The 12433-nt window shown below is 67.5% G+C and carries 11 protein-coding genes and 1 pseudogene; 6 read left to right on the top strand and 6 right to left on the bottom strand.

Features of this window, described 5'->3' with window-relative positions:
* Window positions 1–12 precede the first annotated feature (12 nt).
* Together AC5Y7E_RS00905 and AC5Y7E_RS00900 are read left to right on the top strand one after the other, a co-directional pair.
* Complete coding sequence (locus AC5Y7E_RS00905; RefSeq protein WP_499917468.1) at window positions 13–1230, top strand: sensor histidine kinase; 1218 nt, start codon at window positions 13–15, stop codon at window positions 1228–1230.
* Window positions 1227–1892 carry a response regulator transcription factor gene (locus AC5Y7E_RS00900; RefSeq protein WP_499917469.1) on the top strand — a complete coding sequence of 222 codons (666 nt, stop codon included), beginning with the start codon at window positions 1227–1229 and terminating at the stop codon, window positions 1890–1892. The genes AC5Y7E_RS00905 and AC5Y7E_RS00900 overlap by 4 nt, the downstream gene beginning before the upstream one ends.
* Before the next feature lie 4 nt (window positions 1893–1896).
* On the opposite strand, the gene AC5Y7E_RS00895 is transcribed toward AC5Y7E_RS00900, so the two are convergent.
* On the bottom strand, window positions 1897–2157 hold the full coding sequence (locus tag AC5Y7E_RS00895; protein WP_499917470.1) for a hypothetical protein: 261 nt from the start codon (window positions 2155–2157) through the stop codon (window positions 1897–1899).
* Window positions 2158–2533: 376 nt separating this feature from the next.
* On the opposite strand from AC5Y7E_RS00895, the gene AC5Y7E_RS00890 reads away from it, so the two are divergent.
* Window positions 2534–3778: an HNH endonuclease signature motif containing protein gene (locus tag AC5Y7E_RS00890; protein ID WP_499947186.1), complete on the top strand. Its 1245-nt coding sequence runs from the start codon at window positions 2534–2536 to the stop codon at window positions 3776–3778.
* 125 nt (window positions 3779–3903) lie between these two features.
* On the opposite strand, the pseudogene AC5Y7E_RS00885 reads toward AC5Y7E_RS00890, so the two are convergent.
* The 5 genes and pseudogenes from AC5Y7E_RS00885 to AC5Y7E_RS00865 form a co-directional block, all read right to left on the bottom strand.
* Window positions 3904–5235 (bottom strand): annotated as a pseudogene (locus AC5Y7E_RS00885) (aromatic ring-hydroxylating oxygenase subunit alpha).
* Between the two features lie 6 nt (window positions 5236–5241).
* Complete coding sequence (locus AC5Y7E_RS00880) at window positions 5242–7002, bottom strand: N-acyl-D-amino-acid deacylase family protein (RefSeq protein ID WP_499947185.1); 1761 nt, start codon at window positions 7000–7002, stop codon at window positions 5242–5244.
* Between the two features lie 128 nt (window positions 7003–7130).
* Window positions 7131–8276, bottom strand: coding sequence for a phosphotransferase (locus tag AC5Y7E_RS00875; protein WP_499947184.1), 1146 nt, complete (start codon window positions 8274–8276; stop codon window positions 7131–7133).
* Window positions 8277–8442: 166 nt separating this feature from the next.
* A complete protein-coding gene (locus tag AC5Y7E_RS00870) occupies window positions 8443–8886 on the bottom strand; it encodes an ATP-binding protein (protein ID WP_499947537.1) in 444 nt (147 codons plus the stop codon).
* 59 nt (window positions 8887–8945) lie between these two features.
* Complete coding sequence (locus tag AC5Y7E_RS00865; protein ID WP_499917475.1) at window positions 8946–9323, bottom strand: STAS domain-containing protein; 378 nt, start codon at window positions 9321–9323, stop codon at window positions 8946–8948.
* 355 nt (window positions 9324–9678) lie between these two features.
* Between AC5Y7E_RS00865 and AC5Y7E_RS00860 the strand changes: the two genes are divergently transcribed.
* The 3 genes from AC5Y7E_RS00860 to AC5Y7E_RS00850 all read left to right on the top strand — a co-directional run bounded on the left by AC5Y7E_RS00860 (window position 9679) and on the right by AC5Y7E_RS00850 (window position 12411).
* Window positions 9679–10821: a catalase family peroxidase gene (locus tag AC5Y7E_RS00860; RefSeq protein WP_499947183.1), complete on the top strand. Its 1143-nt coding sequence runs from the start codon at window positions 9679–9681 to the stop codon at window positions 10819–10821.
* Window positions 10818–11357, top strand: coding sequence for a cytochrome b (locus tag AC5Y7E_RS00855; protein WP_499947182.1), 540 nt, complete (start codon window positions 10818–10820; stop codon window positions 11355–11357). Before AC5Y7E_RS00860 ends, AC5Y7E_RS00855 begins: the two co-directional genes overlap by 4 nt.
* 160 nt (window positions 11358–11517) lie before the next feature.
* Window positions 11518–12411, top strand: coding sequence for a fructose bisphosphate aldolase (locus AC5Y7E_RS00850; protein WP_499947181.1), 894 nt, complete (start codon window positions 11518–11520; stop codon window positions 12409–12411).
* Window positions 12412–12433 lie beyond the last annotated feature (22 nt).

Genomic DNA, 12433 nt, shown 5'->3' with positions numbered 1-12433 from the left:
TAGGATTGGACGATGTTGCATGCCGCAGCGGATCACTTGCGGGAACTGCTGCGCCGGCGAAGCGAGCTGATTCCCGTCGGTATCACCTGGGCGGCGCTGATCTCCGTCGATGTCGCCCTGGTGCTCGGCGGGGTGATCGGGACGCTGCAGCGGCCCGTCTCGGATCTGCCGGTGGCGCTGACGGCGTTCGCCCTGGCGCTGTCCCCCTCGTTCGCGTTCTTGATCTTCAACACGAAGATGACCCCGGGGCCGCTGTGGGCCACCTGGACGGCGTCCACCGCGCTGACGCTGTTTGGCACGTCCACGCCCATCCACGCCGATTTCGCCCCGGCGTTGCTGGTCCTGATGGTCTTGGTCGTCGCGACGTTGGCGTCGGTGCTGGGCGGGATCCTGGCGAGCCTCTCGGCGGCGGCGCTGTTGCTCACCGCATCCGCCCTGCATCGCCTCGACACGGTGGTGCTGTATCTGGGTTTCATAGCGGTGGGATGGCTGCTCGGTTACCTGATGCGAACCCAGCGGCTGCTGCTGGCGGAACAGATTGAGGCACAAGACATGTTGGCCGAGCACGCCGCCGCCGACGAACGCCGCCGCATCGCGCGCGAAGTGCACGATGTCATCGCCCACTCGCTGAGCATCACCCTGTTGCACGTGACGGGTGCGCGCCGCGCGCTGCAGCAGGATCGCGACGTCGATGACGCGGTCGAGGCCCTGGAGCAGGCCGAGCGGCTCGGCCGCCAGGCCATGGCCGACATCCGTCGTACCGTCGGGCTGCTCGACAACTGGCCGAGCAAGACCGCGCAGACCGCTCCAGAGCCCGGCATCGACGACATCGCGGTGCTGGTCGAAGGTTTTCAGCGGGCCGGTTTGACCGTCGCGCTGTGCGTCGAAGGGCCCACCGATCACGTGTCGGCCGCGGTCGGCCTCGCGCTGTACCGCATCACCCAGGAGTCGCTGGCCAATATCGCCAAGCACGCCCCAGAGTCGAAAGCCGGTGTGGTGTTGGATATTTCGGCGGTGTCGGCGAGGCTGGCCATCACCAATCTGCTTCCCGCGGCGGTGGCGGCCTCGCCGTCGGCCGAGGGACGCGGCTTGCGTGGTATGCGCCAGCGGGTGGAGCTGCTCGGCGGCGCGATCGACGTCGGCCCCACCCGCGACGGCTGGTCGGTGTGCGCGGAAATACCGCTGCACGAAGGCGATGTCGCCTGGCGCCCGTGGTGGTGCAAGGGATGATCCCAGACAATTCAGCGACGCCCGAGATCACCGTGCTGCTCGTCGACGACCAGGACCTGGTGCGGTCGGGCCTGCGCCGGATCCTGCGCCGCAAGGATGGTTTCGTCGTCGTCGCGGAATGTGCCGACGGTGACGAGGTGCCGGCCGCGGTGGCCGAGCACCGGCCCGACGTCGTCGTGATGGATCTGCGGATGCGCCGCGTCGACGGGATCGAGGCGACGCGCAGGCTGGGTGGCAGGCCGCCGGTGCTGGCCCTGACCACCTTCAACGAGGACGAGCTGCTGTCGGGAGCGCTGCGTGCCGGCGTGGCCGGCTTCGTGCTCAAGGACTCTTCGGCCGAGGAGTTGATCCGCGCGGTGCGGGCGGTCGCCAGGGGTGACAGCTATCTCGATCCCGCGGTCACCTCGCGCGTGCTCACCACGTACCGCAAGGCCGCACCCGGTCCCCGCGGCATCGCCATCGGCGAACTGACCACCCGCGAGCTCGACGTCCTGACATTGATCGGCCAAGGGTTGTCGAATACGGAGATCGCCGACAAACTGTGCATCTCCGGCGTCACCGTCAAGAGCCATGTCGGCCGCATCTTCGGGAAGCTCGATCTGCGCGACCGGGCCGCCGCGATCGTCTACGCCTACGACAACGGCATCGTCGTGCCGCGCTGAAGACCTAGTAAGGCGCCGACTGTTCCGCCAGGTTCAACAGCACGTAGGCCATGCACATCAGGAAGTTCAGCACCACCACGATCAGACCCGCGAACATCAACGAACGGGCGCCGCGCTTCTTGAGCCGCTTGTAGCGCGCGGCGCGAGATTCGCGGTCGAGCTGCATCGCGATCAACGCGAAGTTCACGTTGAGCAGTTCGTGCGCGGCCAGCGGCGCGCCCGCTAACATTTCTCGCAGCCGCTCCGGTGCCGTTCGAACGCCCACCCGTTCGAAACTCTGGCACAGACGTCGCGTCCGCCGCCGGCGGAGCGTGTGATACGGCAGCCGAAGGTGCCGCGCAAGTTGCCCTCGATTGCCCCCCCAGGGGTAAGACGGGGTCATCACAAGCGGGATTCTAAATCGCTGGACGCCACTTTCGCGCCGTGAACGCGAATTATGTTGCGAGATATCACTTCGGCGTTCCGACGCTCATTTGCTGGGACGCGGGAGCGCCCGGCGCAGAATCAATGCGCTACTAGTGGTGTCGATGCGCGAGATACGAGGTTTCCACGATGTTTGCGGCCGGTAGAGCAGGGCGAGGGTGACCCGTTGAGCAGATCGGGCGGTCGGGTTTGTCGGTGGTGGCTGCGATGATGGCGCCATGTCTCCGACCGCGATTGCAGCCAGCGTCGAAGTGCGCCCCAAGGATCGTCTCGAGGTGCTGTTCGAGGAGATGGCGGAGTTAACCGGTCAGCGCAACGCGATCGATGGGCGCATGGTCGAGATCGTCGCCGAGATCGATCGCGACGGGCTCTGCGGGATCACGGGCGCACGCTCGGTTGCGGCGTTGGTGGCCTGGAAGCTCGGGGCGTCCTCGACGAACGCGCACACGATGGCTACCGTCGCGCGCCGGTTCGAGGAGTTTCCCCGCTGCACGCAGGGCATGCGGGAGGGCCGGTTGTCGCTGGATCAGGTCGGGGTCATCGCGGCGCGCGCCGGCGAGGGCTCCGATGGGCACTATGCGGCGCTGGCCCAGGTCGCCACGGTCAACCAGCTGCGTACCGTGGTCAAGTTGGAACCGCGGCCCGAGCCCGATCCTGGGCCGCAACCAGAGCGATCGATCACCAAAGCCGCCAACGAGGAGTTCACCTGTTGGCGGATCAAACTTCCACACCTGGATGCGGCGAAATTCGACGCGGCGCTGGCGTCTCATCGGGATGCGCTGATCGCTCAGTGGAAGCGCGAGCACGGCGAGGGCGTCAGCGATCAGGCGCCGCCGCTGCCAGGCACCGCCGACGCGTTCATGCGCCTGGTCGAGACGGGTTGGGACGTCGAGGCGGCGCGGCGTCCCCATGGGCAACACACCACCGTGGTGGTGCATGTCGACGTGGAAAAGCCCGCCGCGGCGCTGCATCTGGGTCCGCTGCTGTCCGAGGCCGAACGCCGCTACCTGAGCTGTGATGCCACCTGTGAAGCCTGGTTTCACCGCGACGGCGAAGTCATCGGCGCCGGCCGTGCGACGCGGGTGATCAGTCGGCGGCTGCGCCGCGCGCTGGAGCATCGCGACCGGATGTGCGCGGTGCCAGGCTGCGGGGCCACCCGTGGTCTGCACGCCCATCACCTCCGGCACTGGGAAGACGGCGGCCCCACCGAACTGGCCAACCTGGTGTTGCTATGCCCGTACCACCACCGGCTGCACCACCGCGGCGTCATCACCATCACCGGACCCGCCGACAACCTCAGCGTCACCGACAACTCCGGGCGACCCCTGCACCCGGGATCGCTCGCGCGCCCACCAACCCAACCCCCACCCGCCGTCCCTCCCTGCCGTGGGCCGCTCGGCGAACGCGCCGACTGGTGGTGGTACACACCGTTCCAACCCCAGCCACCACCGACCAACAATTGAGTCGGGTTAGCGGGGTCACTACCGGCAGTGCATCGTCAAGTGTCAAACACGTTGCTACATCAAGACTTTCGTTGATGTGACCGGGGCCGATCACCCGACCCATACCGCCTGCGACCCAAGACCCGTCAACACCCGCCGCCGGTCATGCGCTCTGAGTCGGGCAGTTCGAGGTAGCGCTCCAGGTTGCGATGCATGTTGATCACGCGGCGTTCCTCGCTGGACAACACCAGATGCGTGAAGCCGGGTTGATGCATGCCCCGTTGCAAGCCGGGAAGCACCGCGATGTCCTGGGTGAGCACCAGGCCCGGTTCGGCCTCCCCGGCGGTCGTCCGCATATCCGTCGGCTTGTTGTGCTGCGCACCGGGCGGCAGCCGGGTCATCAAGAACATGATCAGCTCGCCCTTGTCGGGGGAGGGGTCCGCGGCGGGCCGCGAGCACATCACGGTCAGGTGATCGGCGTTGGCCAGCAGCGTCATGTTGGGAAAGACGTTGTACTGGTGCAGCCGGGTCATGCGATCGGTATCGGCCCAGGCGAGGTCGACGCCGCGCTCGGCCGCGAATGCTCTAGTGCGCGCGGCGATAAGGTCCTGAACGGTCTGGCCGGACTCGCGCGCCGGGATGGGCGTGCCTTCGGCAGCCCCCATCAGCGCGCCCTGCGTCTCAACGTAGGCGTCCCAGACCTCTTCGTCGGACAGGGCGCCGTCAAAGCGTGGGCTCTGCACGCCATAGGGCTGGTCCGATTTCCCGGTGTGGCCCCAGATCTGTTGCGGCGCATGGATATCGTCGACGCAACGCAGCAGTTCCGGATGCAGGGTCTGGATGTGGTACGTCTCGCTGTAGCCGTCGGCGATGGTCTTCCAGTTGGCGTCGACCTCGATGGTGAGCGTGGCGTAGCAGCGGAAATCCTCCAGGTGGCACCACGCGATGTCGTCGGGCACCGCCTCGAGGTATTCGGTCAACGAGACCGCGCCAGGATCGAGGTTGACGAAGACGAGCCCGGCCCAGGTCTCGACCCGCGCCGGTATCAGGGGAAAATCGGACATCCGCAGCGAGCCGAAGCCCTTACGGTTGGGCACCCGTTTGAGCGCACCGGCCAGGTCCCAGGTCCAACCGTGCTAGCCGCATTTGACTTCGCGCAGGCCGGAACCGGATCCGGTGCACAGCGAATTGCCGCGATGCCGGCAGACGTTCTGGAAGGCGCGGAGAATCCCGTCGTCGTCACGGACGATCAGCACCCCATATGGGCCGCAACGGTATTCGAAGTAGTCGCCGGGTGTCGCCACGTGGTCGACCATGCAGGCCAGTTGCCACACCCTCGGCCACATCCGCTGCGCCTCTAGCGCGGCGAAGGCGGGGGAGTAGTAGCGCTCGGCGGGCACCAGCGTCGGGCTTTCCGGCGGGGTGCCGATGGCATCCTCATCGCGGGCGCGCGCCGGATTGCCGGCCACCGTTGCCATGAGCTCTTAGCGCGCCCCGCGGACCAGGCGCCCGGGGCGGGCCCCGGTGTCGACGTCCTTGCGGCGGGTGACGGTCCCGCTGACGATGGTCGCCGCATAACCGCTGGCGCCCTGCAATATTCGGTTCCCCCCGGCCGGCAGGTCGAAGGCCATCGCCGCCGGGTGCAGGGTCAGCGCGTCCATGTCGATGACGTTGATGTCGGCCTTCTTGCCCGGCTCGATGGTGCCGCGGTCGGTGAGGCCGAACAGGTGGGCGGTGTCGCGAGCTTGCTTGCGGATCACGTATTCCAGCGACAGCTTCTCACCCCGGTGCCGGTCCCGTGCCCAGTGCGTGAGGAGGAAGGTGGGGTAGGACGCGTCACAGATCATGCCGCAGTGGGCGCCGCCGTCGGAGAGGCCGAGCACGCCCGCCGGGTGCAGCAGCATCTCCCGGATCGCGTCGCAGTTGCCGTCGGCGTAGTTGAACAGCGGCAGCATCAGCATGGAAGTTGCATTCGACTCCAACATGAGGTCGTACAGCGTGGACAGCGGATCGTCGCCGCGCGCCTTGGCGATGGCGGCGACGGTGCGGTCCGGGGTGGGCTCGTAGTCCGGCGGGTCGCCGAGCGCGTACAGCCTGCCCAGCGAGTGCTGCACCAAGGCGAACATCCCGTCGAACAACAATGTGGGATCGGCGGGCAGGTCATCCTCCGACAGGATCGCCGCCTTCACCGCGGGGTCGGCCAACCGCTGCGCGAGCTCGTCGCGGCTGCACTCGGCCTTCAGCCGGCGGTAAGTGGGCCGATGACTGAAACCGTGATGGCCTTGGAAGCCGATCATCATGCCGAACGGCCGCGCCGCGATCTGGGGGTAGAGGCGGGCGCCCGCGGCGTGCGCGTCCGCGGACAGGTCGAGCATCTCGCGCCACAGTTTCGGATCGGCGTCTACCTGGATCAGGGCGAAGGACACGGGACGGTCGATCTCGCCGCTCAGTCGCCGCATCCAGTCCAGTTCTTTCTTGGGCCCGATGATGTCCTCACCCGCCGCGCCCTGCGGTGCCAGCTCGAACACCGCCTGACCGCCCGCCGCCATCGCGCGGCCGAGACCGAACAGCTCCTCCTCGGCGGCGAACGTGCCGGGCACCGGTTCGCCGTCCATCGCGCGATGGCCCATCGTGCGCGAGGTGGAGAATCCGAGCGCGCCGGCCTCGATCGCCTCACGAACCAGCCGTCCCATCGCCTCGATGTCCTCGGGGGTGGCCGGCTCGTTGCGCGCGCCGCGCTCGCCCATCGCGTAGGCCCGGACCGCGCCGTGGGCGATCTGGCTGCCCACGTCGACGGCGAACTTCTGCTTGCCGACCGCGTCGAGGTACTCGGGGTAGCTTTCCCAGCCCCAGGTGATGCCCTCGGTCAGCGCGGTGCCGGGAATGTCCTCGACGCCCTCCATCAGCTCGATCAGCCACTGCTCACTGCCGGGCCGCACGGGCGCGAAGCCGACGCCGCAGTTGCCGGTCACGATCGTGGTCACACCATGGCCGCTGGACGGCTCGAGCAGGCTGTCCCAGCTGACCTGGCCGTCGTAGTGGGTGTGGATGTCGACGAAGCCGGGGGCCACCACATGCCCTGTCGCGTCGATGGTTTCGGCCGCTTCCCCGCTCATCGCGGGGCCGTTGGCCGAGCGTCGCACGACGTCGACGATCTTGCCGTCCTTGATGCCGACATCGGCGGCATAGCGCTCCGCGCCCGTGCCGTCGACGACCGTGCCACCGATGATCTTCAGGTCGAACATGAGACTCCTCTTCGCCGCCGGTGCTGTCTCGGGAGGGCTGAGCGGCTAGCCGCGCAGCATTTCGCTACGGTAGGTAGCGTAACTCTCGGCGCGACGAAGGCAATAGCCTCAGCCGAATTGGGTCTGTTCTACAGAGAACCCTTCAGCCCGGCGACGGTTTCCAGATCATCGAGCGCCGCGACGCCGCGGCGCAGGCCCTCCATCGCGATGTTCTGGACCTGCATCCCGCCCATCCCGGCGGTGATCAGCGCGGCGACGTATGCGTACAACGCGCCCTGGCGGAATCGCAGCCACAGGTCGTCGCGGTCCAACTCGGGTCCGCCGGCCGCCATCAGCGCCCGACGGTAGTCGTCGAGGAGGTCGCGCTGGTTGGCCTGACGGTCCTCCGGCGTCAGGCTGGTGATCAGCGTGTAGGCCAGTTCGCGCGACGGGTGTCCCCGGCGCACCGCCTGCCAGTCCAGCAGCCCGGCCTTCCCGCCCTGGAAGTACATGTTGCCCGGATGGGCGTCGCCGTGCATGACGGTGTGCGGGGGAGCGTCGATGAGCGTGGCGACGGCGCGGTAGTTGTCGGCGATAAAGCGGCCAGTGTCGACGGGGACGTCGACCAGGGAAATGCGCTCGGCGAGCCGCTTGATCGAAAGGTGCATCAGCGAACCGGTCAGCAACGACGTGACGTCGCCGGACGGCGTATACAGCCAGCCCATCGGACCGCGCCCGTCGCGCGGGAGCCGGCCCCAGAAGGTGGCATGCAGTTCGGCCAGCAGCTCGATGATCAGGCTCGCCTGATCGGCCGACAACGGATGCAAGGTGTCGGGGAACTCGCACGACTCGGCCGGCAGGTCCTCCAGGACCAGCAGGTAGCGGCCCGTCCGGGCGTCGAATGCCGCGCCGTAGCAATAGGGCACACCGATGACTTGAGGCGCGAGCTCACGGTAGAACCGCACCTCGGTGTGTCCGAGGCGACCGAGTTCGCCCATCAGCCGAGTGGCGGCGCTTTGCGCCGCGACCTTGACGAACACCGAGTCGGGCACGTTCTTTCCGGTCAACACCAGCCGGCCCCGCGAGGACGTGCCCGCGGCCCGGCTGAGAACGCGGATCGACCGGACGGTGGTACCCATGACCCGGGACAGGACTGTGGGATCGATCCCGTCGACCGTCCGCGGCAGACCGAATCTGCCGCCGATCGCTGCGTCGGTGGCCACCCGGCCCGCGCCTCGGCCCAGGTGGGCGGCCAGACCGAGAATCGAGAAAGCTTGCGCAAGAGGAGTCTTCATGTCCATCCACCCTGATTTGCGAGCCGTCCGCCCATGCCGGTGATGTTACGGGATGCGTTGTGCCGCTTGGCTGTCTGACGCGAGCTGACCGCGCCACGGGCGGTTTGTGCGATGAATCCTTTTGCCGCCCAATGGCTTAGCCAGGAAAGCGTGATTGCAGCAATGATCAGGCGCTACAGCCGGGCCGCGTCAGGCCGGTCCACGTCAACGTGACACGAGTTCCCTGCCGAGTGCGGTTGATGCTGACGTCGTCGGCGAGCGCCTCCATCAGCGGGATGCCACGGCCGCGCATCTGCTGCTGGTACTGAACCGGCTTTTTCTGTCGCCACCGGCCGCGGTCGTCGACGGACACCGCCAAGGTGTCCGAGCCGCCGTCGTAGGCCGCCCGCACGTCGACGGTCCCGCGCTCCGCGGCGTCGACGTACGCGAACTCCGCCGCATTGGCGATCGCCTCGTTCACCGCAAGCAGGAGATCACTGAAGCGGTCGTCGTCAAGGGAGAAATATCGTCCGAGCCACACCCCGAACTCGGCGCGGATCCGGGCCGCGCTGCGCGCGTCGGCGCCCACTCGCGTCCGCACGAAGCGGGATTGGTCATCGATGTTCGACACGTTCTGCGGTTGATCAGAGCGGCCCATCGTCCCCAGTTGCGTGCTCACTTCGCCGAGGCTCACTCACCAGCGATGCCGCTCAGCGCTCCGTCGAGGCTGCTGTAGAGCGAGAGCACGCTGTCGATTCCCATCAGCTTGATCGGCCGGCTGGTGGCCGAGCCGTTGGCGACCACCGCGAATTTCGTCGGCGGCTCGATCTCCGCCTGCGTGGTCACCAGGACGGTCATCCCGGCCGAGGCCAGGAAGCCGACCTTGGAGAGGTCAACGATCAGTGCCGCGGGCTTGGTGGCCATCGCGGTCTGGATGGCGTCGGCCAGCAGCGGCGAGCTGAGCATGTCGACCTCGCCGGAGACGGTGAGTACAACCGCCTGGTCTACCTGATGTTTGCCGACTTCGAAAGCGGTTGGATCGACAAGATCGCCGGATTGTTCGCCCATGGTCTATCACTCACATTCGGTTCCGTGCGGGACACCGCTAGCTCTAACAGCCATTGCCATATCCGGGGGCTGTGTATTCAACCCTCGGGGAACACGGTTGCCTACGGAGGAGACGCACTCCGTCGATCTGCGCTACTGAATGCAGATACAGCTACAAGTGTTTAGTCAATGGTAGGACACGCGGCGTACCACGCTCAAAACGCTGAACGATTTCGGGCGCCGCGCCGTCGTCCGGATGTGCCTAATGGGCGGCGCAGAAGTTGCACGGGGCAGCGGCCCGTGCGTGAATTGCTACCACCGGCTTCGTCCTGCGCTTGTGCGGCGTGGCCTGCGCAAACGGGAAGGGCGGTGGGCCGTGGAATCCCGTGATCGCGACGGCGGGCAACACGATGACGGGTCGCCCGCCGAGCCGCCGGAGACCCCGGCCACGCCGTCGCAATTCGGCGCGCTGAACCGGCGTCGCGCGCTACTGGGCATGGGCGCGGTAGCCGGGTTCGCCGCGGTCGACGTCGGTGGGTTCGCGTATGCCGGTGGCTGGCTGCGTCCCGGCGCGCTGACTCCGCCCGGGATCACGGATCGCTTTGAGCGCGTCTACGGCCGCCATGACGGCTTCCGGCGAAACCACGCCAAAGGCCTGAGCGCCACCGGGACGTTCGTCAGCAACGGAGCAGCCGCGGCGATATGCCGGGCCGCGGTCTTCCGGCGCGGGAGCATTCCCCTGATCGGGCGGTTCTCGCTGTCCGGTGGGCTGCCCGACCAGGCCGACAAGTTCGACACCGTCCGGGGGCTGGCATTGTTGTTCGACGGCCCCGACGGACGGCAGTGGCGCACCGCGATGATCAACATCCCGGTCTTTCCGGACAGCACGCCGCAGGGGTTCTACGACCGGTTGCTCGCGTCCAAGCCGCTGCCAGGCACGGGCAAGCCCGACCCGCAGCAGATGGCCGCGTTCCTGCAGCGCCACCCCGAGACCGCCGCGGCCATGCGCGTCATCAAGCAGACACCGCCGAGCATGGGATTTGCCGACAGCACCTTTTACGGGCTGAACGCCTTCCGGTTCACCAACGGCGCCGGCGTGACGGTACCGGTGCGCTGGTCCGCGATTCCCCAGCAAGGCGTCGACGTGACGGCGTCGCCACCGGCGAGGGACTACCTGTTCGACGCCCTGATCCGCACCCTGGCGTACACGCCGCTGAGGTGGCGGCTCGTCCTCACCGTGGGCGAGCCGGGCGACCCGACCCATGACGCCACCCAACCCTGGCCTGCTGCGCGGCGCACCATCGACGCCGGCACCATCACCATCGCTGCGGTCCAGACGGAAGACGCCGGCAACGCGCGCGACGTCAACTTCGACCCGCTGGTGCTGCCCGACGGCATCGCCGCCTCCGATGACCCACTGCTCGCCGCGCGATCGGCCGTGTATGCCCGCTCGTTCACCCGCCGCGCCGGCGAATCCAAAGCGGCCAGCGCGGTCGACGTCGAAGCGGTCCTCCAATGACGCGCGCGACCGCCGGGGCGCGCTTCACCGTGCCGTCGCGCGTTCTGCACTGGTTGATGGCGCCGATGGTCATCGCACAACTGCTCATCGGCGTGACCATGATCGCCGCACTGAGCTACTACCCGCTGCTGCTGGCCGTCCATCGGCCCCTCGGCCTGCTGATCCTCGCCTTCGCGCTGGTTCGGCTGGCGAACCGGATCAGGCACCGGCCGCCCGCTTTTCTGGCCACGATGAGCGCAACCGAACGCCGCATCGCGACGTGGTCGGAGTACCTGCTCTACGGCCTGTTGCTGGTCCAGCCCGTGACCGGGTGGGCGATGTTGTCCGCGGCGCGATTCCCGATCACGCTGCTCGGGCCGGTCGCGCTGCCCGGCATCGCGCCGCGCGACGTCGACGTTTTCGCGGTGCTGCGGGGGTGCCACGGCGCTTTCGCGCTGCTGCTCTTCCTGGCGTTTACCGCCCACATCACGGCGGTACTCTTCCACACGCTCGTTCTGCGTGACCGGCTGCTGGACCGCATGGCGCTGTGGCGCTGAAGCTCGGCGGTCAAACTGCTGAGACCGAAATCGCAGTCTGACGACCTGTCTGCTCGGGCTCGAAGTGGCCGAATATGATCGGCACGATTCAGACTTGAGCGCGCGGGCACGGGCCGGGCGTGCGGCGGCCGTGAGGGCCATGAGGAAGCGGGAGAGTTCAATGTCGAACCAGCAGCAAGCGGAACGGATGACGTCGGGGAAGGGCTTCATCGCGGCGCTCGACCAGAGCGGCGGTTCGACGCCCAAGGCGCTGCGCCTGTATGGCATCGAGGAAAACGAGTACTCCTCCGAGAAGGAGATGTTCGACCTCATTCACCAGATGCGCTCGCGGATCATCACGTCACCGGCGTTCACCGGGGACCGCGTGCTGGCGGCCATCCTGTTCGAGCAGACCATGGACCGTGAGATCGCGGGCAAGCCGTCGACCACGTACCTGTGGGAGACCAAGGGCGTGGTGCCCATCCTCAAGATCGACAAAGGTCTGGCGGACTCGTCCGACGACGTTCAGCTGATGAAGCCGATCCCGGGCCTCGACGAGCTGCTGGACCGGGCCGCCGGCCTGGGCGTCTTCGGCACCAAGGAGCGCTCGGTGATCGGCGGCGCCAACGCCAAGGGCATCGCGGCCGTGGTCGCGCAGCAGTTCGAGCTCGGCCACCAGGTGCTCTCGCACGGCCTGGTGCCCATTATCGAACCCGAGGTGACCATCTCGATATCCGACAAGGCCGAAGCCGAAGGCATCCTGCGCGACGAGATCACCAAGCAACTCGACGCGGTGCCCGAGGGCCAGCGCGTGATGCTCAAGCTGAGCCTGCCCACCGAGGTGAACTTCTACCGCCCCCTGATCGAGCACCCGAAGGTGATGCGGGTGGTGGCCCTTTCCGGCGGCTACTCCCGCGAGGAAGCCAACGAGCTGTTGGCGAAGAACACCGGCTTGATCGCCAGCTTCAGCCGCGCCCTGACCGAAGGCCTGACCGTCGACCAGTCCGACGAGCAGTTCAACGCGACGTTGGACAAGGCGATCCAGTCGATCTACGACGCCTCCGTCGCCGGCTGAGCTATCCCGATGGCGGCGACCC

The sequence above is a fragment of the Mycobacterium sp. NGS17 genome, assembly GCF_059813205.1.
The sequence above is the reverse complement of the archived record's forward strand: the minus strand, read 5'-3'. Positions and strand labels throughout refer to the sequence as shown.